The 25,487-nt window shown below is 72.9% G+C and carries 17 protein-coding genes; 8 read left to right on the plus strand and 9 right to left on the minus strand.

Annotation, left to right across the window (positions count from 1 at the left end; genetic code table 11):
• Window positions 1–381: 381 nt before the first annotated feature.
• Together IE265_RS31020 and ptsP are read left to right on the plus strand one after the other, a co-directional pair.
• Entirely contained in the window at window positions 382–831 is a 450-nt protein-coding gene (locus tag IE265_RS31020; protein ID WP_190039068.1) for a PTS sugar transporter subunit IIA, read from the plus strand.
• A gap of 77 nt (window positions 832–908) precedes the next feature.
• Complete coding sequence (gene ptsP / locus IE265_RS31025; RefSeq protein WP_190039069.1) at window positions 909–2,579, plus strand: phosphoenolpyruvate--protein phosphotransferase; 1,671 nt, start codon at window positions 909–911, stop codon at window positions 2,577–2,579.
• Between the two features lie 58 nt (window positions 2,580–2,637).
• Here ptsP and IE265_RS31030 read toward each other — a convergent pair whose 3' ends face one another.
• Both IE265_RS31030 and IE265_RS31035 read right to left on the minus strand, forming a co-directional pair.
• A complete protein-coding gene (locus IE265_RS31030; RefSeq protein WP_190039070.1) occupies window positions 2,638–3,531 on the minus strand; it encodes a DUF8829 domain-containing protein in 894 nt (297 codons plus the stop codon).
• Between the two features lie 149 nt (window positions 3,532–3,680).
• A complete protein-coding gene (locus IE265_RS31035) occupies window positions 3,681–5,648 on the minus strand; it encodes an acetoacetate--CoA ligase (protein ID WP_190039071.1) in 1,968 nt (655 codons plus the stop codon).
• Window positions 5,649–5,861: 213 nt separating this feature from the next.
• On the opposite strand from IE265_RS31035, the gene IE265_RS31040 reads away from it, so the two are divergent.
• Window positions 5,862–8,228 (plus strand): glycoside hydrolase family 31 protein, encoded by a 2,367-nt coding sequence (locus IE265_RS31040; RefSeq protein ID WP_190039072.1) that lies wholly within the window; start codon window positions 5,862–5,864, stop codon window positions 8,226–8,228.
• 228 nt (window positions 8,229–8,456) lie between these two features.
• Here the strand turns inward: IE265_RS31040 and IE265_RS31045 are convergent, their stop codons facing one another.
• Together IE265_RS31045 and IE265_RS31050 are read right to left on the minus strand one after the other, a co-directional pair.
• Entirely contained in the window at window positions 8,457–8,993 is a 537-nt protein-coding gene (locus IE265_RS31045; RefSeq protein ID WP_190039073.1) for an NUDIX domain-containing protein, read from the minus strand.
• Between the two features lie 47 nt (window positions 8,994–9,040).
• Entirely contained in the window at window positions 9,041–9,865 is an 825-nt protein-coding gene (locus IE265_RS31050) for a M15 family metallopeptidase (protein ID WP_190039074.1), read from the minus strand.
• 360 nt (window positions 9,866–10,225) lie between these two features.
• Between IE265_RS31050 and IE265_RS31055 the strand changes: the two genes are divergently transcribed.
• From IE265_RS31055 to glpK, 4 genes are all read left to right on the plus strand, one after another.
• Window positions 10,226–10,651: a Zn-ribbon domain-containing OB-fold protein gene (locus IE265_RS31055; RefSeq protein ID WP_190039153.1), complete on the plus strand. Its 426-nt coding sequence runs from the start codon at window positions 10,226–10,228 to the stop codon at window positions 10,649–10,651.
• Window positions 10,648–11,838: a lipid-transfer protein gene (locus IE265_RS31060; protein ID WP_190039075.1), complete on the plus strand. Its 1,191-nt coding sequence runs from the start codon at window positions 10,648–10,650 to the stop codon at window positions 11,836–11,838. Before IE265_RS31055 ends, IE265_RS31060 begins: the two co-directional genes overlap by 4 nt.
• Before the next feature lie 431 nt (window positions 11,839–12,269).
• Entirely contained in the window at window positions 12,270–12,995 is a 726-nt protein-coding gene (locus IE265_RS31065) for an MIP/aquaporin family protein (RefSeq protein ID WP_190039076.1), read from the plus strand.
• A 40-nt stretch (window positions 12,996–13,035) separates the two neighbouring features.
• Window positions 13,036–14,547: a glycerol kinase GlpK gene (glpK, locus tag IE265_RS31070; RefSeq protein ID WP_190039077.1), complete on the plus strand. Its 1,512-nt coding sequence runs from the start codon at window positions 13,036–13,038 to the stop codon at window positions 14,545–14,547.
• A gap of 220 nt (window positions 14,548–14,767) precedes the next feature.
• Here glpK and IE265_RS31075 read toward each other — a convergent pair whose 3' ends face one another.
• The 5 genes from IE265_RS31075 to IE265_RS31095 form a co-directional block, all read right to left on the minus strand.
• Window positions 14,768–15,373, minus strand: coding sequence for a GTP-binding protein (locus IE265_RS31075; protein ID WP_190039078.1), 606 nt, complete (start codon window positions 15,371–15,373; stop codon window positions 14,768–14,770).
• Entirely contained in the window at window positions 15,354–19,226 is a 3,873-nt protein-coding gene (locus IE265_RS31080) for a hydantoinase B/oxoprolinase family protein (protein ID WP_190039079.1), read from the minus strand. Before IE265_RS31080 ends, IE265_RS31075 begins: the two co-directional genes overlap by 20 nt.
• Window positions 19,227–20,116: 890 nt before the next feature.
• Entirely contained in the window at window positions 20,117–20,512 is a 396-nt protein-coding gene (locus IE265_RS31085) for a DUF742 domain-containing protein (RefSeq protein WP_190039080.1), read from the minus strand.
• Window positions 20,513–20,521: 9 nt separating this feature from the next.
• Window positions 20,522–20,962 (minus strand): roadblock/LC7 domain-containing protein, encoded by a 441-nt coding sequence (locus IE265_RS31090; RefSeq protein WP_190039081.1) that lies wholly within the window; start codon window positions 20,960–20,962, stop codon window positions 20,522–20,524.
• On the minus strand, window positions 20,959–23,931 hold the full coding sequence (locus IE265_RS31095) for a sensor histidine kinase (RefSeq protein WP_190039082.1): 2,973 nt from the start codon (window positions 23,929–23,931) through the stop codon (window positions 20,959–20,961). Before IE265_RS31095 ends, IE265_RS31090 begins: the two co-directional genes overlap by 4 nt.
• A gap of 712 nt (window positions 23,932–24,643) precedes the next feature.
• Between IE265_RS31095 and IE265_RS38715 the strand changes: the two genes are divergently transcribed.
• Window positions 24,644–25,279, plus strand: a complete 636-nt coding sequence (locus IE265_RS38715) for a hypothetical protein (RefSeq protein WP_229916743.1) — start codon at window positions 24,644–24,646, stop codon at window positions 25,277–25,279.
• Window positions 25,280–25,487: the final 208 nt, after the last annotated feature.

Genomic DNA, 25,487 nt, shown 5'->3' on the forward strand with positions numbered 1-25,487 from the left:
TTCCGGTTCCGATTTCCTCGGTGCTTTCCAGGTTTCCGCTTTCGCGTTTCCCTTTCCGGCGGTCCAAACTCTATCAGCGATTTTCCGTCTCCCTGACCACGATCCTGCAGACATGCAGAAGCGGACCCCGGGATAGGATCTGACAAGTTGGTTGCTGCCAGGCAAGGGCGCTTGGTCGCGCTGCTCCGCCTCAAGCAGGTGTACGACTCTACACGGACGCCGGGAGCGGGAGCAAATCGTTTGCGCTGCGCCCGACGGCCTCCAAGACGGTCGTCTCGTGCGGAACCGTCACTTCTCATGACTTACCCTGCTGAACAGTGCGCCGTCCCGGACAGGCAGTGACGGCCCACTCCTCGAATCTCCGCCCTTGGGAGGCTTCCCATGACCACCGTGACGTCCCCTCTTGCAGGACGCGCCATCGGACTCGCCGCTGTACCCGATCCGGTCTTCTCCGGGGCCATGGTGGGCCCCGGCACCGCGATCGACCCCGCCCGGGACGCCACTGAGGCCGTTTCGCCCATCGACGGCGTCGTCGTCTCCCTCCACCCGCACGCCTTCGTCGTCGTCGACGACGAGGGCCACGGCGTGCTCACGCACCTCGGCATCGACACCGTGCAGCTCAACGGCGAGGGCTTCCAGCTGCTCGTCAACAAGGGCGACACCGTGCAGCGCGGCCAGACCGTGGTGCGCTGGGACCCCGCCGCCGTCGAGGCCGCGGGCAAGTCCCCGATCTGCCCCGTCGTGGCCCTGGAGGCCACGGCCGATGCCCTCTCCGGCGTCAATGTCGACGGCGATGTGAAGTCCGGCGACGTTCTCTTCAGCTGGCAGTGACCTCGCTGCCGTCGACGACGGCAGACACGACCACCAACGCGGCGGCGGGACCCGCCGCTCGACCGGAGACGGGTGACATGGAGACAACGCTGCGAGGCGTCGGTGTGAGCCACGGTGTGGCGATCGGCGAGGTACGGCACATGGGGACGGCTGTGCTGGAGCCGCCGGCGAAGCAGATACCCGCCGAGGACGCGGAGCGCGAGCAGGGGCGCGCCCGCCAGGCCGTGGAGGCCGTGGCCGCCGACCTGATGGCGCGCGGCAACCTGGCGGGCGGCGAGGCACAGGCGGTTCTCGAGGCCCAGGCGCTCATGGCCCAGGACCCCGAGCTCATCGCCGACGTGGACCGGCGCATCGCGGTGGGCAGCACCGCCGAGCGCGGGGTGTACGACGCGTTCGCGGCGTACCGCGCGCTGCTCGCGAACGCCGGTGAGTACCTCGCCGGGCGTGTGGCCGACCTGGACGACGTGCGGAATCGTATCGTCGCCCGGCTGCTCGGGGTTCCGATGCCGGGTGTGCCGGACAGCGACGAGCCGTACGTCCTGATCGCGCGGGATCTCGCGCCGGCGGACACCGCGCTGCTCGACCCGACGCTCGTGCTCGGCTTCGTCACCGAGGAGGGCGGGCCGACCAGCCACAGCGCGATCCTGGCGCGGGCGCTGGGCGTCCCGGCCGTGGTGGCGCTGCCGGGTGCGGGTGAGCTCGCGGAGGGCACGGTCGTCGCGGTGGACGGCAGCACGGGCGAGATCTTCGTGAACCCGAGCGCGGAGAAGAAGAGCGAGATGGAGAGCGCGGCAGCCGCGCGGAAGGCGGCGCTCTCGGCGTCGACCGGTCCCGGCGCCACCTCCGACGGCCACAAGGTCCCGCTGCTGGCGAATGTCGGCGGTCCCTCGGACGTGCCGGCCGCCGTCGAGGCGGGCGCGGAGGGCGTGGGCCTGTTCCGCACCGAGTTCCTGTTCCTGGACGACAGCAAGAGCGCGCCGTCCGAGGAGAAGCAGGTCGAGGCGTACCGCCAGGTGCTGGAGGCGTTCCCGGAGGGCCGGGTCGTCGTGCGGGTGCTCGACGCGGGTGCCGACAAGCCGCTCGACTTCCTGACTCCGGCCGACGAGCCGAACCCGGCGCTGGGCGTGCGTGGTCTGCGGAGTCTGCTGGAGCACCCCGACGTGCTGCGCACGCAGCTCACGGCGCTGGCGAAGGCGGTCGAGGGGCTGCCCGTGCACCTCGAGGTGATGGCTCCGATGGTCGCGGACCGTGCCGACGCGAAGGCGTTCGCCGACGCGTGCCGCGAGGCGGGGCTGAGCGCGAAGTTCGGCGCGATGGTCGAGATCCCGTCGGCCGCCCTGCGGGCCCGGTCGATCCTGCGGGAGGTCGAGTTCCTGTCGCTGGGGACCAACGACCTCGCGCAGTACACGTTCGCCGCCGACCGGCAGGTGGGCGCCGTGTCCCGGCTCCAGGACCCGTGGCAGCCCGCGCTGCTCGACCTGGTCGCGCTGTCCGCGGAGGCGGCGCGGGCCGAGGGCAAGAGCTGCGGTGTCTGCGGTGAGGCCGCGGCCGACCCGCTGCTGGCCTGTGTGCTGACCGGTCTGGGTGTCACGTCCCTCTCCATGGGTGCGGCGTCGCTCCCCTACGTGCGGGCGACGCTGGCCAAGCACACGCTGGCCCAGTGCGAGCGGGCGGCCGCGGCGGCCCGTGCCGCGGACAGTGCCGAGGAGGCGCGCGCGGCGGCTCAGGCCGTGCTGTCCGGCGAGTAGGGACACGCGAGCAGGGCCGAGGGGCGCTCCACCTGCGGGTGGGGCGCCCCTCGCGCGTTCAGTGCGCGTGTCCCCCTGTGAGCCCTTCGTCGTCGAGGTCGGGCGGGACGCTGTAGTCGACCCCTGATTCCGGGGACACCAGGTCGCCGGAGACGACGTCGGTGCAGTAGGCGTCGAAGACCTCCGCCGCGGTGAGCGGCTCCAGGCTCTCGCCGCGCAGTCGCCAGCCGTAAACCCGGTCGGGCTTTCCCGGGGCGCTCGTGCGCATGACGAGTCCTCCGGGGCAGCCCGTGGCGATGCCGAGGGCGAGGACCGTGGTGAATTCGAGGGCTTCGGCCTCGTCGAGCCGGGGTGTGCCGGTGGGGTCGTCGTCCGCGCCCAGGACGGCGACGAGCGCCTCGGGCTCGGTGGAGACGCTGCACACGAGGTGCTTGCGGCCGGGGTCGGAGGCCTTGAGGATGCGGACGACCAGTTCGGAGGCGCGGACGAAGGCGGCCCGGCCGATGTCCTCGCCGCAGGAGGCGCAGGCGCCGATGTGCGACAGGCGGGTGGTGGCGTACTCCCAGGTGGCCAGGCGGACGGCCTCGTCGATGAGGTCGGGGACGAGGTCGTCGAGCGGCCGGCCGTCGTAGGGGACGGTGGCGCCCGTCGAGGCGAGTTCGGCCGTGAAGCGTGTGCGGCTGCCTGGGTCGTCCGGTTCGAGCCGGTGCTCGGCGCAGAACTCCGCGTACTCCTCGGGGTCGAAGAGGGCGATCGCGGTGTGGCCTCCCTGTGCGGCGAGTGTCCGCAGCAGGGCCTCCACCTGCCGGAGGTAGGTGGCGTGGTCGTCGAAGGCGAAGCTGCGGTAGCGCCGCATCGCGGTGAAGTCCTGCTCGTCGGTGAGCAGGCCGATGGTGCCGGCGATCTCGCGGCGCAGGACGCGCCGCATGGTCAGGTGATGGGTGTGCGCCATTCTTCCCCCTGTGCACAGTCGGTCAATGCTCACTCACCGTAATCGGCGGCACTGACAATGTGACGGCGCGGAGCCGCGGGGGGCGGTGCCGGGCCCCCGGGCTCCGCCGCGTCGCGGTGGGTCCGGGGGGTCCGGCGGGGGGCGGCCGGTCAGGCGCGCTTGCGGGCCAGGTCCTCGTAGAAGCCGAGCAGGCCGAGGTTGTCGATGGAGCCGGGGTTGACGGCCTTCTCCAGCGGGGTGCCCTGGAGGAGTCGCTTGACCGGTACCTCGATGCGCTTGCCCGTGAGGGTGTGCGGGATGGCGGGCACCTCGATGACCTCGTCGGGGATGTGGCGCGGCGAGAGCTGCTCCCTGATGGTCCGCTTGATGCGGTCGAGGAGGGCGTCGTCGAGTTCCGCCCCGGGGGCGAGGTGGACGAAGAGCGGCATCCAGTAGCCGCCGTCGGGCTGTTCGATGCCGACGACGAGGGACTCCTTGATCTCGGGGAGGCGTTCGACCGCCTCGTAGATGTCGGCCGACCCCATGCGGACGCCCTGGCGGTTGAGGGTGGAGTCCGAGCGGCCGTGGATGACGACGGAGCCGCGCGGGGTGACGGTGATCCAGTCGCCGTGGCGCCACACTCCGGGGTACATGTCGAAGTAGCTGTCGTGGTATCGGCTGCCGTCGGGGTCGTTCCAGAAGCGGACGGGCATCGACGGCATGGGGTTGGTGACGACGAGTTCGCCGACCTCGCCGGTGAGGGGCCGGCCGCCGGGGTCCCAGGACTGGAGGTCGGTGCCGAGGCCGGGGGCCTGGAGTTCGCCGATGTGCACGGGGAGGGTGGGTACGGCTCCGGCGAAGCAGGAGCACACGTCGGTGCCGCCGCTGACGGAGGCGATCCACAGGTCGTCGCCGACCTCGTCGTGCAGCCAGCGGAAGCCGTCGGGCGGCAGGGGCGAGCCGGTCGTGGCGACGCACTGGACCCGCGAGAGGTCGAAGTCGCGGGAGGGGTGGACGCCGGCCTTGCGGCAGGCCATGACGTAGGCGGCCGACGTGCCGTAGAGGGTGGCTCCGGTGCGTTCCGCGATGCGCCACTGGGCGCCGGTGTCCGGGTGGCCCGGGCTGCCGTCGTACAGGACGATCGTGGTGCCCGTGAGGAGGCCGGAGACGAGGAAGTTCCACATCATCCAGCCGGTGGACGTGTACCAGAAGAAGCGGTCCCCGGGGCCCAGGTCGCAGTGCAGGCCGAGCTGCTTGAGGTGCTCGACGAGGATGCCGCCCTGGGACTGGACGATGGCCTTGGGCAGGCCGGTGGTGCCGGAGGAGTAGAGCACCCAGAGGGGGTGGTCGAACGGGACGGCCTCGTAGACGGGCGGTGTGTCGCCCGAGGTGAGGGCGGACCACTCCAGCGTGCCCTCCGGGGCCGGGGTGCCGAGCAGGGGGATGTGGACGACGGCGCGCAGGGTGGGCAGTTCGCGGCGGAGTTCGGCGACGGTGTCGCGTCGGTCGTGCTCCTTGCCCCCGTAGCGGTAGCCGTCGACGGTGAACAGGACGACGGGTTCGACCTGCTGGAAGCGGTCGAGGACGCTGCGGGCGCCGAAGTCGGGGGCGCACGAGGTCCACACTCCGCCGACGGCCGCCGTGGCGAGGAGGGCGACCACGGCCTGCGGGATGTTCGGGAGGTATCCGCTGACGCGGTCTCCGGGGCGTACGCCGAGGGCGCGCAGTTCCGCCGCGAGGGAACCGACCTGTCGGCGCAGTTCGGCCCAGGCGACCGGGACGGGGTCGTGGGTCTCGTCGACATGGAGGAGGGCGGGTTCGTCCGGTCGGGTGTCGGCTGCCCGCAGGGCGTGCTCTGCGTAGTTCAGGGTGGCCCCGGGGAACCACTGGGCGCCCGGCATCGAGCGGTCGCCGAGCACGCGCGCGTAGGGCGTGGTGAACCGGACGTCGAACCACTCGGTGACGGCCTGCCAGAACGTGTCCAGCTCGTCGACGGACCAGCGGTGCAGGCTCGCGTACCCGCCGGTGGCGGGGGCTCCGTGGTGTTCGGCCGCCCATGCCTGGAATCCGGTGATCCGTGCCCTGGCGATGCGTTCGCCGTCCGGCTGCCAGAGGGGCGAGGGGTTCTCTGAGGTCATGGGGCGGCTCCCGGGCTGTGCGCGTCGTGTGCGTGGACCGCGCACGAGCTGGGGTGTGCGCGGCACGCGGCTGACACGGACGATGCCATGTGATCGACTTCCGCACCAGGGTGGGCCCCACATAGTCCGGCTGGTGAAGATGTGGTCCTGCCACGGGTGAACGGAAGTTGAACGACTCACCCGTACGGCCGTGTCGGTGGCAGGCTGAGCGGCATGGACGGTCGTGACCTGGTGCGTTCGGTGAAGACGGTCGGTTCGACGGGGGCGGCTCTGGGCCTGCGCACCGTTCGGGCCGCGTGGCGCAGGCGGCGTGCCGACGCCGTGGGGCTGCCCGCGCGGGGCGCCGAGCGGGCTCGTGTTCCGGGTCCTGTGCTGTCCGTGGAGCCGGGTCCCGGCGGCGGGATCGTCAGGTTCACCCGGTCGGAGCTGCGGATCACCGTGACGGTGGGCGGCGCGGTGTTCTGGGGCTGGGACGGCGCGCGGCCCGACCCGTCGTACGCGCTCGCGGACCGCGCTCCGGAACCGGACGCGCGGGCGGTGCTGGAGCCGGACAAGGACGGCGCGTGGCGGGTGGTGTCGGAGCGCATGACGGTCGTCGTGTCGCGGCACGGCGCCGTGGAGGTGCGTACGCCGGGCGGTGTGACGGTGCGGCGCGACCTGCCGCCGCGCTGGTGGGAGCCGTCGGGCGGTGGCGAGGCGCGCTGGATGCAGCGCTCCGAGGTCGGGGCGGACGCCCGGTTCTTCGGGCTCGGCGGGCGCGCGGCGGGGCCCCGGCTGCGGAACGGGACGTACCGCTTGTGGAACACCGCTCCCGGGCGGGCCTTCGTACCCGGTGACGATCCGCTGCACATCACGATGCCGGTGCAGTTGGTGGTGGCCGACGCGGCGACGCATCTGGTCTTCCACGACAGTTCGTGGGACGGCGGCGTCACGCTGCGCGAGGGCGAGGAGGGCGCGGGTTCGGGGCACGACCGGGTCGGGACGAGCGAGTTGCGGATGGAGGGCGGGCCGCTGCGCTGCTGGGTGATGGTGGGCAGCCCCGCGCGGGTGCTGCACACCTGGTCGTCGCTGACCGGGTCGGCCGCGCTGCCGCCGGCCTGGGCGCTGGGGCACCACCACGCGCGCTGGGGTTTCGGCGACGAGCAGGAGGTGCGCCGGATCGTGGCCGGGTACCACGGGCACGGGCTGCCCCTGGACGCGGTCCACCTCGACATCGACCATCTGGACGCGCGCCGGGTGTTCACCGTCGACCGCGACCGCTTCCCCAAGCTGCCGGTGCTCGCGGAGGAGCTGCGCAGGGACGGGATCCGGCTGGTGTCGGTCGTGGAGCCGGCGGTGGGCGCGGAGGCGGGCAGTCCCGTGTACGACTCCGGGGTGGCCGAGGACGCCTTCGTGCGGGGTCGGGGAGGGCTGCCGGTGCGGGCCGTGTCGTGGCCCGGCGAGGCGGTGCATCCGGACTTCACGCGCGCGCGTACGCGCCAGTGGTGGGGCGGGCTCTACGCGGAGCGCCTGACGCAGGGTTTCGCCGGCTTCTGGCACACCATGAACGAGCCGGTCTCCCTCGCGGCGTTCGGGGACTCCACCCTGCCGCGGTCGGCGGCGCACGATCTGGAGGGCCGGGGCGGCGACCACCGTGAGGCGCACAACGTGTACGCGCTCGGCATGGCGCGGGCGGCCTTCGAGGGGCTGCGCGAACTGGCGCCCCAGGAGCGGCCGTTCGTCCTCTCGCGCTCGGGCTGGGCGGGCATGCAGCGGTACGGGGGGACCTGGTCGGGGAACGTGGCGACGGGATGGCCGGGGCTGCGGGCCTCGCTCTCGCTGGTGCTGGGCCTCGGGCTGTGCGGTGTGCCGTACTCGGGTCCCGACGTGGGCGGTTTCGACGGGGACCCCTCGCCCGAGCTGTACCTGCGGTGGTTCCAGTTGGGCGCGTACCTGCCGCTGTTCCGTACGCACGCGGGCCCGCGTGCGGGGCGGCGGGAGCCGTGGGAGTTCGGCGGGGATGTGCTGGAGCACGCGCGCGCCGCGCTCGTCGAACGGCGGCGGCTGCGGCCGTACTTCGTGACGCTGGCGCATCTGGCCCGCCGCACGGGCGCGCCGTACGCGCGGCCGCTGTGGTGGGGCTCTCCGGAGGACCGGGCGCTGCGCGACTGCGGGGACGCGTTCCTGCTGGGTGACGGTCTGCTGGTGGCGCCCGTGCTGGATCCGGGCACGGACCGGCGTGCGGTGCAGTTGCCGCGCGGGCGCTGGTACGACACGGCGACCGAGCGGGCGTACGAGGGTCCCGCCCAGGTGCTGGTCGACGCGCCGCCTTCCCGGATTCCGGTGCTGGCCCGGGCGGGGACGGTGCTGCCCGTCCGCGGTGACGACGGCGGGACGGTGCTGGAGGTGTGGGCGCCCGCCCGCGGCAGGACCGGGGGCGGGCTGGTCGTCGCGGACGCCGGCGACGGCTCGGAGGAGCCGGAGATCGAGCGCTTTCTGACGCGTCGCGAGGGGACGCGGGTGGTGGTGGAACGGGAGACCGCGGACGGTCCCGCGGAACCCCTCCTGCCGGTACGGATACGGGGTCTTGGCACGTTGTGACGGTTGCGGGCGGAGGCCGGGTGGAGGGAAGCCGATGGCCGGCGGCCGGTGCACGGAGGCCGGGTGGCCGGAGGCCGTCAGCCGGTGGGCGGGAGCCGGGTCGGGAGCCGGTGGGCGCGTCGGCCGTCGTCGCCTTCGCGCTGGCCCCCGAGCGGCCGGCGGTCGCCCTCGGAGGTGCGGTTCACGTCGCTGCCCGAGGCGCCGGCTCTCCCCGTCGCGGGAGCCGTGTCAGACGTACCGGCCCTCGAACCACGCCTGGGCCGCCAGGGTGTGCAGCGGGAAGGCGAGTTCGGTCGCCCGGCGCAGCAGCTGCCAGCCCTCGGTCTCGTCCGTCGCCTCGGAGGGCGGCAGGTCGGCCGCCGGTCGCTCCGGCAGCGCGCCGAACAGGAGCAGGTGGCCGTCGGGCGAGCTCATCGCGTCGACGAGCCGGACGTCGCGGCCGGCGGCCGTGATGCCCGTCTCCTCCTTCAGCTCGCGGACGACGGCGTTGCGCCAGTCCTCGCGGTGGTCGACGAAGCCGCCGGGCAGCGCGATGCCGCCGCGGGCGGGCGCGATGGTCCGCGTGATGACCACGAGGGCCGCGCCCTTCGTGTCGTACACGGGTTGCAGGGCCACCGCGACCGGCAGCGGGTTGCGGTAGGCCATGCCGCCGCAGGAGGCGCAGGTGCGGGGCCAGCCGGAGACGTCCTCGGCATAGGGCGTTCCGCAGCTCGAACAGTGGGAGTCCGGCACCGAGTTGGCGGACGGGATCTGGGATGGGGACACGCCCGGGACTGTATCCGATCATCGGACGGGCGCCCGCGCCGCCCGCCTCAGGGGGACCGGATGAGGGATTTCCGGGACACGGGGAAGTCGAAGTAGGTGTCGGGGTAGGCCTCGGGCCTGAAGGTGAAGTGCCACCACTCCTCGGCCAGGTTCACGAAGCCCAGGGCTTCGAGGGTGTCCTTGAGGAGCAGCCGGTGGGCGCGCTGCGCACCCCGGATCCGGGGGTCGAGGGTGTGTGACAGGGTGTCGAAGCAGTCGTAACCGGTGCCCATGTCCACGGAGTTGTCCGGGAAGCGCCGGTCCGCGGGGGCGAAGCAGGGCACCAGGGGCTCGCCGGGTACGTACGGCCGGGTCGGCTTCGCGGGGAGGCGCACGAGGGTGAGGTCGACGGTCGAGCCGCGGCTGTGCCCGGACTTCGCGGCGATGTATCCGTCCTCGAAGAGGCGGGACTTGTCGACGTCGGGGTAGAACTCGCCCTTCATGGCGCGGTCGTCGAGGTCCTCGGCCCAGCGGACGAAGTGGTCGACGGCCCGTTGGGGCCGGTAGCAGTCGTACACCTTCAGCGAGTAGCCCCTTCGCAGCAGGCGGGCCTGGGCCCGGTGGAGGGCTTCGGCGGCCGGCCGGGTGAGGACGCAGAGGGGTTCCCGGTAGCCGTCGATCCTCGTGCCCACGAAGTTGTGCGGGGTGGAGTAGCGCATCTCCTGGATGATCGTCCGGTCCACCGAGCCGAGGGGGACGAAGTCCGCGGGCGCCTTCCGCACGGGAGGGACGGCCGGGGTTGGACCTGAGGCGAAGGCCGGGGCAGAAGCGAGGGCGAGCAGGACGGCCAGGCCGGTGACGAGGCCGCGTGCGGCGGCGGTGAGTCGTGTCATGGCCCCGCGTCTACCAGGTCGGTGCTCGACGGGGGAAGCCGTGGGGCGCGTCGGGGGCACGATCGGGCCGCCGGACGCGCGCGCCCGGCCGAATCCGCGGTGGCCGGCGCAACGGGTCCGGCACCTCGCCGACGGGAGGGACGGCCGGGACCACCCCCGTGGGCCCCGGCCGTCCCTCCCGATACTCGGACGCCCGGGAGACCTCTCCGGTTCTCCGTGACGCCGTCCGGCATCGGTGAAGCGTCCGGGCGCCCTGCCCAATTCCCGTCCGCCGTGGCAAACTTCTGACGTTCCGTCAGATCTAGTCGGTCCGTAGCGCCCAGCGCCGTGGAGGGGACTGTGTCGCGAACCCGTACACCCGTGGTCACCGGTTGGTTCGGCGGCGAGGGGGACGACTTCCGGCTCCTCGGCACGCGCTGCTCCGCCTGCGCGGCCGTGTTCTTCCCCCGGGAGGACGTCCTCTGCCGCGATCCGGCATGCCCGGGCGGCGAACTCACCGAGGTCCCGCTGTCGCGCCGCGGCCGCGTCTGGTCCTACTCGGACAGTCGCTACCGGCCGCCGCCCCCCTACGTCTCGGACCCCGAACTCGTCTGGTCCCCCTACGCGTTGGCCGCCGTCGAGCTGGAGGCCGAGGGGATCGTGGTGCTCGGGCAGACCGTCCCCGGGGTCACCGTCGCCGATCTCGCGGTGGGCATGGAGATGGAGGTCGTCCCCGGTGTGCTGAACGAGGACACGGAGACGGTCTGGACGACCTGGCACTGGAGGCCGACGGGGGTGACGGCATGACCGGGGACGTGGCGGTGCTCGGCGCGGGCATGCACCCGTGGGGAAAGTGGGGGCGCGGCTTCGTGGAGTACGGGACCGTGGCCGCGCGCGCCGCGCTCGCCGACGCGGGCGTCGAGTGGCGGGACGTCGGATCGATCGTCGGTGCGGACACGGTCCGCGGCGGCTACCCGGGTTACGTGGCGGGCGCGACGTTCGCGAAGGCCCTGGGCTGGCAGGGCGCCCGGGTGACGAGCGTGTACGCGGCCTGCGCCTCGGGCGCGCAGGCGGTGGACGCGGCGCGGGCGCAGATCCTGTCGGGCATCGCGGACGTGGTGCTGGTGGTGGGCGCGGACGCGGCTCCGAAGGGGTTCTTCCGGCCCGCGGGAGGGGACCGCGCCGATGATCCGGACTGGCTGCGGTTCCGGGTCCTCGGGGCGACGAATCCGACGTACTTCGGGCTGTACGCGCGGCGGCGGATGGCGGTCCACGGGGACACTCCGGAGGATTTCGCCCGGGTGAAGGTGAAGAACTCGGCCCTGGGGGCGCTGAATCCGAACGCGCGCTACCGCAGGCGGGTCACCGCCGAGGAGGTGGCGGCCTCCCCGGTGGTGGCCGATCCGCTGCGGCTCCTGGACATCTGCGCGACCTCCGACGGGGCCGCGGCCCTTGTACTGTCCAGCATGACGTTCGCGCGGCGGCACGGGGTTCTTGACCCGGTGCGGATCTGCGCGGTGTCGACGGTGACCCCGCGGTATCCCAGCACGGTCCTCGACCTGCCGGACATCGCGACGGACTCCTCGGCCGGGGCCGAGCCCCCGGCGGGGACGTTCCGCGCGTCGATCACACGGGCGGCGTACGAGGAGGCGGGGGTCGGACCGGAGGACCTGTCGCTGGCCGAGGTCTACGACCTGTCCACGGCCCTGGAGTTGCAGTGGTACGAGGACCTGGGGCTGTGCGGCGACGGCGAGGCGGCCAAGTTGCTGAGCGAGGGGGCGACGGCTCCGGGAGGCCGTGTCCCGGTCAATGTCAGCGGTGGCCTCGCCTCGTTCGGGGAGGCCGTTCCGGCGCAGGCCCTCGCCCAGGTCTGCGAACTCACCTGGCAGTTGCGGGGCACCGCGGGCGATCGGCAGGTCGCGGGCGCGCGGGTCGGGATCACCGCCAACCAGGGGCTGTTCGGGCACGGCTCGTCCGTGATCGCCGTGAGGTGATCCGGGCGGGCGGCGGCGACCGGCTGACGGGGGCGATCGTCGTGATGTGATCGGCGATCGGCTGCCGGGCGCGTGGTTGCCCGGCGTCCCTACCGGCCGCTCCCGGTCCTCCCCGGCACACGTCCCGGCGCTCCGGTGTGCGCGGGCGCGAACGATTGCCGTCCGCGACCTTGACGCTCCCACAGTGCCGGTGAACACTTCCGGTGTCAGTCGGCACCGCCGCATTCCGGCGTATTCAGGCATCGCGCCGCGCGGGCTCCCACCTGCGCCAACGGGGCATGTCCCACGGGCGGTTCCGACTGCGACGGCACGCTCGTCACGGACGCCGGGCGGGGCGCGGGTTCTCCCTGCCTTCGGCTGATGTAGCCATGGGAACGCACCCTGCACGTTGACCCGGGGCGGATCGCCCCGGGCCGGGCCTAGGAGCCGCCATGAGCAACGGAGACGTTTTTCTCGGTGAGGTCATCGGCACAGCGATTCTGATCCTCTTCGGCGCCGGAGTGGTCGCCGCCGTCGTACTCAACTACTCCAAGGCGAAGGACGCCGGCTGGGTCGTCATCGCGTTCGGCTGGGGCTTCGGCGTACTTGCCGGGGCCTATACGGCCGCCCCGCTGTCAGGCGGGCACCTCAACCCCGCGGTGACCGTCGGCATCGCCATCGACACCGGGGACTGGGACCAGGTCCCCGTCTACGTCGCCGGCCAGATGGTGGGCGCCTTCCTCGGCGCCGTACTGGCCTGGCTGGTCTACTTCGCGCAGTTCCAGGCCAACTCCGAGGAGGACAAGGCCCAGCCGACGCTGGGGATCTTCTCCACGGCGCCGGCGATCCGCAATCCCGTGGCGAACCTCGTCACCGAGATCATCGCCACCGTCGCGCTGGTCCTGCCGATCCTCGCGTTCGGGCTCACCGAGGGGCTCGGCCAGTCCGGCACGGCCATCCTGATCGTCTCGTTCCTGGTGGTCGGCATCGGCCTGTCGCTCGGCGGTCCCACGGGGTACGCCATCAACCCGGCCCGCGACCTGGCGCCGCGCCTCGCCCACGCCCTGCTCCCCATCCCCAACAAGGGCACCTCGGACTGGGGTTACGCGTGGATACCGGTGGTGGGCCCGCTGATCGGCGGGGCGCTGTCCGGCCTCATCTTCAACGCAGCCTTCTGAAGCATCCGACGAATCCGACGAATCCAACGAAGGGGACGTCATGACGGACAAGTTCGTCGCCGCAATCGACCAGGGCACCACGTCCAGCCGCTGCATCATCTTCAACCACGACGGAGCGATCGTCGCCGTCGACCAGCGCGAGCACCGCCAGATCTTCCCGAAGCCCGGCTGGGTGGAGCACGACGCCACCGAGATCTGGTCGAAGGTGCAGGCGGTGGTCGCCGGGGCGATCGCGAAGGCCGGGCTCCGCGCCGACCAGCTCAGCGCGCTCGGCATCACCAACCAGCGTGAGACGACGGTCCTTTGGGACCGCGCCACGGGCAAACCGGTGCACAACGCGATCGTCTGGCAGGACACGCGGACCTCGGCGCTGTGCGGCGAACTCGGCGGCGCCGACGGGCAGGACCGCTTCCGCGAGCAGACCGGGCTGCCGCTGGCCAGCTACTTCTCCGGTCCCAAGGCGACCTGGCTGCTCGACAACGTGCCGGGCCTGCGCGCCCGCGCCGAGCGCGGCGAGATCGCCTTCGGCACGATCGACTCATGGCTGATCTGGAACCTCACCGGCGGCACCGACGGCGGGCAGCACGTCACCGACGTCACCAACGCCGGGCGCACGATGCTGATGAACCTCGAAACGCTCCAGTGGGACCCGGGCATCCTCTCGGCGATGAACATCCCCGAGGCGGTCCTCCCCGAGATCAGGTCCTCCGCCGAGGTGTACGGGACGGCCGTGGGCCAGCTCTCCGGGGTACCCGTGGCCTCGGCGCTGGGCGACCAGCAGGCGGCGGTGTTCGGCCAGGCGTGCTACGACGTGGGCACGGCCAAGAACACCTACGGCACCGGCAGTTTCCTGCTGCTCAACACCGGGAACCGGCCCGTGCCGTCGAAGAACGGGCTGCTGACGACGATGGGCTACAAGATCGGCGCAGAGGCGCCCGTCTACTGCCTCGAAGGGTCGATCGCGATCACCGGGGCGCTGGTGCAGTGGTTCCGGGACCAGCTCGGGATCATCCGCAGCGCCGACGAGATCGAGACCCTGGCCGCGAGCGTCGACGACAACGGCGGCGCGTACATCGTCCCGGCGTTCTCGGGCCTGTACGCGCCGTACTGGCGCGCCGACGCCCGCGGTGTCGTCACCGGGCTGACCCGGTACGTGACGAAGGGGCATCTCGCGCGCGCCGTGCTCGAGGCGACGAGCTGGCAGACGCGCGAGGTCGTGGACGCCATGTACCAGGACTCCGGGGTGCAGATCACGACCCTCAAGGTCGACGGAGGCATGACCAAGAACAACTTGCTGATGCAGCATCAGGCGGATGTGCTCGGGGTGCCGGTGATCCGGCCGAAGGTCTCCGAGACGACCTGTCTGGGCGCGGCGTACGCGGCGGGTCTGGCGACCGGTGTGTGGAACGACCTCGACCAGCTGAAGTCGCACTGGCAGCGGGACGTCGAGTGGACGCCCGCCATGGAGGACCGGGTCCGCGACCGGGAGTACCACAACTGGCGCAAGGCGGTGGAGAAGAGCTTCGGCTGGCACGAGGACGGCGACGGCTGAACCGACCCGTCCCCGGCGTTCGGCGCCGCCCACCCGGGTGGGCGGCGCACGGGGACCGCGGCCCGTACCCCGGTCGGCGGGGGTGCGGGCCGCACTCGTCCTGAAGCGGCGGCCCTTACGGCCCGCGGGGCACGTGGCGCCGGCTCTCCGGCCCGCGGGCAACGCGGCGGGACAGGTGCCGTCGGGCGCCGGGGACGGCGGTGAAGCGGCCGGGAGGGTGTCAGGTGGAGAGGGCGTGGCGCTGCGTGGCCGCGTAGGCCATCGCGTGCTGGACGACCTCGATGAGGACCTCCTTGGCGGACTCCCGTCCGCGCGCGTCGCACATCACCACGGGTACTCCGGGATCGAGGTCGAGGGCCTGGCGGACGGACTCCGCCGGGTAACGCGCCGCGCCCTCGAAGCAGTTGACGCCGACCACGAAGGGTATGGAGCGCCGCTCGAAGTAGTCGACGGCGGCGAAGCAGTCCTCCAGTCGGCGGGTGTCGGCGAGCACCACGGCCCCGAGGGCGCCGGTGGCCAACTCGTCCCAGAGGAACCAGAACCGGTCCTGGCCCGGCGTGCCGAAGAGGTACAGCACGAGGTCCTCGCGGAGCGTGATGCGGCCGAAGTCCATGGCGACCGTGGTGGTGTTCTTGCCCTCCACGCCGCTGGTGTCGTCGACGGGCCGCCCCGCCTCGGTCAGCAGTTCCTCGGTTCGCAGCGGCTTGATCTCGCTGACGGCGCCGACCAGGGTGGTCTTGCCCACGCCGAAACCGCCCGCGACGAGGATCTTGAGCGTGACGGGCTCGACGGGGGCCTTGCCGCGCTCAGTGCGCCCGAGGATCATCGATCTCTTCTCCTGCTCCAGTGGTGTCCGGCGGCGGACCGTATCCGCCGCCGCCGGGGGTTTCGATGACGAGCACGTCGCCGGGGCCGACGTCCGCCGAACCGCTTCCGCCGAGCTCGGTGACCGTGCCGTCCGCGTGCTCCACACGGTTGGCGCCGAGCGCACCGGGCTCGCCGCCCGCCATTCCGTAGGGCGGGACCCTGCGGTGCTGGGAGAGCGTCGACACGGTCATGGGCTCGTGGAACCGGATGCGGCGGACGGCTCCGTCGCCGCCCCTCCACCGTCCGGTACCGCCGCTGCCGTGCCGCACCGCGAACTCGTCCAGCTGTACGGGCAGTCGCGACTCCAGGACCTCCGGGTCCGTGAGACGCGAGTTGGTCATATGGGTCTGTACGACGGGCGCGCCGGGAAAGCCGTCGCCCGCACCGGACCCGGAGGCCACGGTCTCGTAGTACTGGTACCGCTGATTGCCGAAGGTGACGTTGTTCATCGTGCCGGATCCCTCGGCCTGCACTCGCAGAGCACCGTACAGGGCTCCGGTGATCGCCTGCGAGGTTTCCACGTTGCCCGCCACGACGGCGGCCGGTGGGGACGGGGCGAGCATGCTTCCGGGCGGCACGACGATGTCGAGGGGGCGCAGGCAGCCGTCGTTGAGCGGGATGTCGTCGGCGACCAGGGTGCGGAAGACGTACAGGACCGCCGCGTGGACCACCGCCGAGGGCGCGTTGAAGTTGGTGGCGAGCTGAGCGGACGTCCCGGTGAAGTCGACGGTGGCGGACCGCCGGGCCCGGTCCACGCCGACCCGGACGCGGATCGTCGCGCCGGAGTCGGTCTCGTACGCGAACTCGCCGTCCTCCAGGGTGTCGATGACCCGGCGGACGGCGTCCTCCGCGTTGTCCTGCACGTGTCCCATGTACGCCTGGACGACGTCGAGGCCGAAGTCCGCGATCATACGGCGCACTTCGTCGACGCCCTTCTGGTTGGCCGCGATCTGGGCGCGCAGGTCGGCGAGGTTGGTCCCGGGGTTGCGGGAGGGGTGGGGCGGCCCGGTGAGCAGGCGCAGCGTCTCCTCCTCGCGGAACCGTCCGCCCTCCACGAGCAGCCAGTCGTCGAAGAGGACGCCCTCCTCGTCGATGGTGCGGCTGCCGGCCGGCATGGAGCCCGGGGTGATGCCGCCGATCTCCGCGTGGTGGCCGCGGGATGCCACGAGGAAGAGGACGCGTCCGCCACCCGGCTCGTCACTGTCCGTGTCGAAGACGGGGGTGACGACCGTGACGTCGGGCAGGTGGGTGCCGCCGTGGTACGGGTCGTTGACGGCGTACGTGTCACCGGGCCGCATCCTGTCGCCGCGGCGCCGGAGGACCTCCTTGACGCTGGTGCCCATGGAGCCCAAGTGCACGGGAATGTGGGGGGCGTTGGCGACGAGGTTGCCGTCGGGGTCGAAGAGGGCGCAGGAGAAGTCCAGCCGCTCCTTGATGTTGACCGACTGGGCGGTGGACTCCAGGCGGGCGCCCATCTGTTCGGCGATGGACATGAAGAGGTTGTTGAAGACCTCCAGCAGCACCGGGTCCGCCTCGGTGCCGAGTTCGGCACTCTCCGTGACGGCCACCCGTTCCATCACGAGGTGGCCGGCCTCGGTCGTGGCCGCCTGCCAGCCCTCGTCGACGATCGTCGTGGAGCCGGCCTCGGTGATGATCGCGGGGCCCGTGACGGTCTGCCCCGGGGGCAGGTCCTCCCGGCCGAGCAGGGGTACGTCGCGCCGGACCCCGCCCGTGTGGAGGGCGGCCGTGCCCCGCGCACCGGTGGCGGGACCCCGGGGGGTGAGGCGGGAGAGGTCGGGGGGTTCGGTGACGCCGGTCGCCTCCACGGAGAGGGCCTCGACGACGACCGGACGGTCCAGGGTGAACGAGTAGGTGGCGCGGTGCCGGTCCTCGAAGTCGCGGACCATGGCGTCGGGCCCGGCGAGTTCGACGGTGATTGCCGTGTCCGTCCCGTCGTAGCGAAGTTGGGCGCGACGGGTGACGCGGATGCGGTCCTCGGGCACGTCCTCGGCGAGGAGTTCCGCGCGCGCCGCGTTCTCCAGGTCCTCGGCCGTCCTCAGCACACCGGGCATCGCGGACGTGTTCAGCGGTTCCTCGACGGACTGTTCGCGCATCGCGGTGGTGTCGGCGAGCCCGATGCCCAGCGCGGAGAGCACGCCGGCCATGGGCGGGACGAGGACGGTGCGGATGCCCAGCGAGTCGGCGACCCTGCACGCGTGCTGGCCTCCCGCGCCGCCGAACGTGGTGAGCGCGTACCGGGTGACGTCGTGGCCCTTCTGGACCGAGATGCGCTTCACGGCATTGGCGATGTTGGCCACCGCGATCTGCAGATAGCCCTCGGCGACCTGCTCGGGGGTGCGCTCGTCACCGGTCCGCGCGTGGATCTCGCGGGCCAGCTCCGCGAAGCGCTCGCGCACCACCTCGGCGTCCAGCGGCTCGTCCCCGACGGGGCCGAACACCGCTGGGAAGTGGGCGGGTTGGATGCGTCCGAGGGCCACGTTGGCGTCCGTGACGGTGAGGGGTCCGCCGCGCCGGTAGCAGGCGGGACCCGGGTCCGCGCCCGCCGAGTCGGGTCCCACGCGGTAGCGGGATCCGTCGAAGTGGAGCACGGAGCCGCCGCCGGCCGCGACGGTGTGGATGTCCAGCATGGGCGCGCGCAGCCTGACCCCGGCGATCCGGGTGCCGAAGACCCGCTCGTACTCGCCCGCGAAGTGGGAGACGTCGGTGGACGTGCCGCCCATGTCGAAGCCGATGACCCGGTCGTGGCCCGCGAGTTGCGACATCCGTGCCATGCCGACGATGCCGCCCGCGGGGCCGGACAGGATCGCGTCCTTGCCGCGGAACCGGCCGGCCTCGGTGAGCCCGCCGTTGGACTGCATGAACATCAGCCGCACACCGCTGAGTTCGTCGGCGACGTGCTCGACGTAGCGGCGCAGGACGGGCGACAGATAGGCGTCGACGACGGCCGTGTCCCCGCGCGGGACGAGCTTCATCAGGGGGCTGACCTCGCTGGACAGCGAGATCTGCGGAAAGCCGACGCGGGCGGCGAGTTCGCCGACGGCCCGCTCGTGGGCGGGGTGGAGGTGGCTGTGCACGCAGACGACCGCGACCGCGCGGATTCCCTCGTCGTACGCGTGCTGGAGCCGGCCGGCCAGGGCGTCCAGGTCCGGGGCGCGCAGCACGGTGCCGTCGGCGGCGATGCGTTCGTCGACCTCGACGACGCGCGCGTACAGCATCTCGGGGAGTTCGATCTCGCGGGCGAAGATCCGGGGGCGGTTCTGGTCGGCGATGCGCAGGGCGTCCCGGAAGCCCCGGGTGACGACGAGGAGGGTGGGCTCGCCCTTGCGTTCCAGGAGGGCGTTGGTGGCGACGGTGGTGCCCATGCGCACCGAGTCCACCCGTGGGCCGTGCCGGCGGTCGCGGTGCCGGTCCGTGGCGCGGGCGGTCACGGGCCCACCGTCCGGGTCCCGGGTCGGCGCGCCCCGGAGGGGTCCCGGGGCCGCCTCGGGGGCCCGGCCCTGCTCCGGGTCGGGCCCGGCCTGCGCCGCCGATCCGGGCTCCCGTTCCGCTTGTGCGTCCGGATCCCCCTGCGCACCCGGTTCCGCTTCGGCGCCCGGGGCGCGTCCGGGATTGGCCTCGGCCTCGGCCTCGGCCTCAGCGAGGATGTCGCGGATGCCCGCCACGGCCGCGTCGGCGTACCGGCCGGGGTTCTCCGACAGGAGCTTGCGGGTGAGCAGGCGTCCGTCGGGGCGCTGCGCGACGACGTCGGTGAAGGTACCGCCGCGGTCCACCCAGAACTGCCAGCCCTGCACGTCTGTCTCCCCGATCTCGCGCTGCTCCGGCCCCGCGTCGGAGGTACCGGTCGACGATCAGTCAGATCATATCTGCGCTCCGTGGTCGTGCCCGCTCCGGATCCCCTGTCCGCGCCCCGGTACCGGACCGCTCCGCTCCCCCTCACGCCGCCCGCCGCGCAGGGGCGGACGGGCCGCCGCGTCCGGTCGCCGGGGAGGGCGGGCGGCGCCGGTCGCTTCGGCCGTGCGGGTGGCGGGCCGGGGCGCGGGCCGGCGCCCTCGCCGTGGCCCGACGGGGGCCGGGAGGCCGGTCCTGCACCTGCACCTGCGCCCGGCCCGGGGCGCGGGCCGGTGCCCTCGCGGTGGCCCGACGTGGGCCGGGAGGCTGGTCCTGCACCTGCACCTGCGCCGGGCCCGGGGAGCGCCAGGCCGGGGCGGACGGGTGCGCCTGGGTACCGGAAGCGGGCGGTCCGCCGGGCTGCGGCCCGTGTTCGCGTGCCGTACGGGGCACACCCCCCGAGCCGCGGGGCCGCGGCGACACATGGACGGCCGCCGCCGACCGGTGCCCGCAGGCCCGACGGCCGGCGGGCCCACGGGTCTGCGGGTCTGTGGGCCCACGGGTCTGCGGGTCCGACGACCTACGGGCCAACGGGTCTGGAGATCACCATCCCGCGGTCCGCGGTCCGCGGTCCGCGGTCGGCGGTGGGCAGGCCGGGGAATGCCGGTCCCGGGGAGTCCGGGCAGGGCGACCGCCGGGCACTGCGGACCGCGCGGCACGACCGGGACCGGGCGGCGGGCAGGCCTCGGCGCCCGGTCGCCCGGGATCGCAGGAGCCACGGACCCCGGGCGCGGGCCGCGGTCGTCGCGACCGCGGCCGGAGCCCGCCGTTCACAGCACCCGTCGGCCGCTGGTCACAGGGCCCGGAGGCCGCTGATCACATCGCGCAGAATGCTCTCGTCCGGCAGTTCGGCCGGGGGCACCGGCCTCGTGACATGCACCAGTTCCTCGGCCACCAGGTCCCCGATGAGGACGCGTACGACCCCGACGGGCAGGTCGAGTTCGGCGGCCAGCTCGGCGACCGACTGGGGGGCGTCACGGCAGAGTCCGACGATGTCCACGTGCTCCGGGGACAGCGTGTGGTCCGACTCCGGGTCGTCGGCGTGCTGCTCCGTCACGACCACGGCGATGAGGTCGAGGCGGTGCTGGCCCGCGCTGGTCGTGCGGCCGCGCGTCATGGCGTACGGACGGACCACGGGTCCGGCCTCGTCGTCGAACCAGTGGGGCATCCCCTGACCGTCTCCGCTCATACCATCCCACTACCCGTCCGAGGGCAGTTCGGTGCGCGGAGCGGCGGCCAGATGTACGCCGACCCTCTTCACCAGCAGGGTCATCTCGTACGCCACCTGCCCGACGTCGGAGTCGGCGTCGGAGAGGACGGCGAGGCAGCTGCCGTCGCCCGCGGCCGTGACGAACAGGAACGCCTCTTCCAGTTCGACGATCGTCTGGCGTACCCCGCCCGCCTCGAAGTGCCGGCCGACGCCCTTGGCCAGGCTGTGGAAGCCGGACGCGACTGCGGCCAGATGCTCACTGTCCTCCCTGGTCAGGTCGGCGGAGACCCCCGTGGGGAGCCCGTCGCCGGAGAGTACGAGTGCCTTGCTGATGCTGGCGACGCGCTCCACCAGGTCGTCGAGGAGCCAGTTGAGTTCCCCCGTCGACGTGCTGGTCGCGATGTGGCCGGCTGCCTTCGGTGCGGTCATCGACCGTCCCCCTTTGTCGTTCCTGGTGCTGTGCCGTCCTGGGCGTCGTCGCCCGCGGCGTTCTCCTTGCGGCCGCGCTTCCAGCCGCTCTGGAGCGAAGCCATCCGGTTGCGTACCTCGTCGGCGTCGCGTTCCACGGGTGCCGTCGTGCGCACCTCGTCGCGCCTGTTGCGCCGGTCGGGGCCGTCCTTCAACTGGGGGGCCAGATTGGCCTGTCGTACGCGGCGCGGCAGGGCGCCCGTCGCGCCGGACCCGCCGGTGCCGTCTCCCTGGTCCGGGCCGCCGGGGGCGGCCCTCCGGTCCGCCGCGCGGCGGGGCAGCGCGGAAGCCGTGGAAGCCGCGGAAGCCGTGGAAGCCGTGTCCCCGTCCGCGGTTCCCGGAGCGCGCGCGGCTCCCTCGCCCGGTTCGGCGGGGCGGTCCGCGCCGCGGCCCGGTCCCCGGCGGTGCTCGTCGCCGCGTCCTGACGCGTCGCCGCCCCTGGTCCAGTCGTCGGCGGGTCCGCGCCGGGTCCTGGGCGGGTCCCCGACCCCACGGCGGCCGGGGCCCCTGGCCGCGCCCCGGGAGCGCTTGGGAAGCTCCCCGAGCACGCCGGACGGCTCGGGCCGGTCCTCGGCGCCCCGGGCCGGCGTCGCCGCGTCGACGGAGTCCGCGTGGTCCGCGCCCTCGTCGCGCCGCGAGGCCGCACGGGTCACGGGGCGTCCGTGGGAGCTGACCAGTTTCGGGGCGCGGCGGCTCGGGAGCGGCACGGGTGCGCCGGGCTCGTCGTCGTCGGCGCGTGCGGGCCCGGCCGGCCGGCGCCGGGCGTCCTCGGGCGGCGCGGCGATGGAGCGGCGCGGTCGGAAGACACCGCGTTCGCTGTCCTCGTCCGCGAGGGCGCCCGGGAAGCCGGTGAGGGCGTCCAGGTCGACGGGCGACTCCAGCTCGACGGGCCCGTCGAGCACGGACGAGGCGAGACCGGGCAGTGCCACCGGGCCGGTGGAGAGGGCCGACAGCGCGGCCTTGCCGCCGTCGTCGCCGGGCTTCTTCTTCGACGGGAGCGCCCGGTCCAGCCGGAATCCGGTGCCGTTCGTGTCGGGCACGTCGTCCGACAGCAGCGCGTCGGGGATGAAGACCACCGCGGTCGTGCCGCCGTACGGGGAGGGCTGGAGGGAGACGCGTACGTTCTGCCGCTGGGCCAGCCGGCTGACCACGAACAGGCCGAGCCGGTCGGTGTCCGAGAGTTCGAACTCCGGCGTCTCGGCGAGCCTCAGGTTGGCGTCGAGGAGCGCCTCGGCGGCCATGCCGAGGCCGCGGTCGTGGATCTCCAGGGTGAAGCCGTTGGCGACGCGCTCCCCCACCACCTGCACGGCGGTGTGCGGGGGCGAGAACACCGTTGCGTTCTCCAGGAGTTCGGCCACCAGGTGGGTGACGTCGGCGACGGCCGACCCGGTGACGGCCATGCGCGGCAGCCGCCGTACCTCGATGCGCTCGTAGTCCTCGACCTCCGCGACGGCGGCGCGTACGACGTCCATCAGCTGGACGGGCTTGCGCCACTGCCGGGACGGGGCCGCGCCGGAGAGGATCACGAGACCCTCGGCGTGCCTGCGCATGCGGGTGGTGAGGTGGTCGAGGCGGAACAGGTCGGCGAGTTCGTCGGTGTCCTCGGTCCTGCGTTCCATGGTGTCGAGCAGGGTGAGCTGCTTGTGCAGCAGGACCTGGCTGCGGCGGGCCAGGTTCACGAAGACCTCGGACACACCGCTGCGCAGCTCGGACTGCTTGACCGCGGCTTCCACCGCGGCCCGCTGGAGGATGTTGAGGGCCTGGCTGACCTCGCCGATCTCGTTCTTCTCGTACTCCAGGCGCGGGACTTCGGTCTCCACGTCGACCTGCTCGCCCGCGGAGAGGCGTCGCATCACGCTGGGCAGCCGCACCCCGGCGGTCTCGTGGGCCTCCTGCCGGAGTCCGCGCAGGTCGCGGATGAGGCTGCGGCCGATGCGTACGGACATGAAGAGCGAGATGAGCACTGCGGCGAGGCCGAGGACTCCGGCGATGCCGGCCTTGACGATGACGCCGATGGCGATGGGCTTGACGCGGTCCTGGAACCGGTCGCCCGCCTGGGAGTTGAGCTTGTCGAGTCCGTCGAGGACGTCGTCCGCCACGCCGTCCCAGCTCTTCGCGGTCACTCCGCGGGGCGTACCGGGTGCGGAGGCGATGACGGACTGCTCGGCGACCCGCAGCGGCGCGGTGGGGGCGTTGGCCCAGTAGCGCTCGTAGCGTGCGCGCTCGGCGGCGGGCAGCTGCGGCAGGTTGGTCTCGTACATCAGCGTGCGCTGCGCCACCAGGTCCGACAGGTCGCGGGCCTCGGCGCGGGTGACCTCCCCGACCACCAGCGACGAGCCGAGCAACGCGTCCTCGCGGGCCAGCAGTTCACGGGCCCGCGACATGTTGACGAGGGCGCGGCTCTGCTTGTCCACGTCCACGTCGTCGAGGACCTGGAGGTTGGCCATCAGGATGTAGCAGGGCTCGACCAGGCGGTTGTAGTGGCCGAGCGCCTCGAGGCGGGTGACCGTGCCGTCCTCGACGCTCTGGCGCAGCGGGCCCACGCCGTCGAAGGCGTCCAGGATCGCGGTGAGCCGTTCGGTGGTGTCCTCGCCCATCTCGTCACGGACGTCGACGTCCTTGGCGTTCTGGCGGATCTTCGCCACGACCCGGTCGGTGGCGGCCCGGCTGCGGCGGAGGTCGCCGAGGGCGTCGGAGGCACGCGGGTCGGCGAGGTAGACGAGGGTCTGGCGCCGCTCGGCCTGGAGGACGTTGACGACGTCCTCGGTGGGATAGCCGATCTTCTGGACGACGAACGTCGTGTCGAGGAGCTGGTTGACCTCACGTCCCGTCAGTACGGTGGCGAAGCCCCAGATCCCGGTCAGGGAAAGCAGCGGCACGAGGAGCAGCGCCACGATCTTCCGGCGGATGGACTTCCCGCGAAAGCGCATGGCCTCCCCCAGCTCGGCCCCCGTCGTTCGGGGGCACACATGTACGTCAACAAACGGCGCGAGCCTACTACTGACACACGCGTATACCGAAGGCCGTCCGAAGGGCCCCGGCGCATCGCGGGAACGAGACGTACCCAGTTGTCCGTTCATTGGGGGAGATTGCCTCCCCGAATCCGGCACAGGACTGCGGACATCGACCGGCGCGAACAGTGGCCGGTTGGCCGGATTTTTACGGTTGGCGGGAATCTTCGGCTTACGTCGATCGTCTTTCTCTACGGAAGTCGGCGGCGGAATCGGTGCGACGAGCGCCGCGTGCCGCGATCGGGCGGCGTAAAACAGCGCAAGCCGGGCAGCTGATGGGGAGCCGGGGTCTCAAGACACCGGAGCGAGCGGCTGTCCGGCGGTGGGGAGTGACAAGTTGATGGGCACGGCGGAGCGGCACGGGACACCCGGATCCCCCGGGACGGGAGTCACCGCGGTCGCGGAGGCTCGACGAGGTCCACGGGCGGCGGACGAAGCCATACCGGGCGAACGGACGGACGGCCTACCGGCCGCCGGGTCGGCGGTGGAGGAGCGCACGACGGATCTGCGCGCACAGGCCGACCCTGACGGCGGGTCGGACGGTCCGGCGGAGGACGTGACGGACGGCGGCCCGGCCACTGGGGCGGGTGGCGGTACGGACGCGGTCGACGGTACGGACACGCCAGGCGGTATGGCCCCCGTAGCGGACGGCGGCGCGAGCACGGTCGGCGGTACGGACGCGGTGGGCGGTACGGACGCCGAGGCGGACGTGGGCGCGGACGCGGGGTCCGGCGTGGGGCCGGGCACCGGGGCTGGTGCGGGAGGAGGCCGCGCGGTGGCCCGGAGCGGCGGGGGCGCAGGCGTCGGAGCCGACGGCACGGCCACGGCCGGGACGGACATCGGGACGGAGTCCGAGGAGCGTTTCCAGTACGAGTACCGGCCGTTGTGGGTGGAGGAGCCGGCGACGCGACGCCGGATGCCCGATCCCGTACGGACCTCCGCGGTGCGGGCGGTCATCATCATCGCCGTCACCCTGATGCAGGCCATGGTCGCCTTCCTGTGCACGCTGGCGGGATCCTGGCTCGCGTTCCCGATGGTCCTCAGCAGCGTGGCGAGCACGGTGGTCGCCACCTGGGGCGCGCTGGACGTCTGGGTGACGCGCCAGGTGTGGAACCAGCGCAACGGCGTGGTGTCGGAGCCCAGCAGCACCGCCCGTGCCCTGCGGCGCGAGAAGCGCAGGGCACGGCGGCAGCAGCGCGCCACGGCACGTGCCGACGCCCGGATACGCAGGCGGGGCGGCGGCGCGGGGCAGTTGTCGCACTCCTGAGGACCGCACAGCCGAACAGCTTTTGGTCATACGGGATTTGACCGCAGGTCCACGGCCGCGCGGGACCTCGACCGGGTGATCCCGCTTCGCGGTGAGGGCGTCGCCCATCGCACTTCGCGTTGAGGGCGTCGCCGACGAGGACTCGACGGCCGAGGCCGCCCGGTCCTCGAAGCCGGCGGTCGAAAGCCGCCTCTGTCGCGGGGGGGGG

Source organism: Streptomyces fructofermentans, from assembly GCF_014651055.1.
In the GTDB taxonomy this organism is placed as follows: Bacteria; Actinomycetota; Actinomycetes; order Streptomycetales; family Streptomycetaceae; genus Streptomyces; species Streptomyces fructofermentans.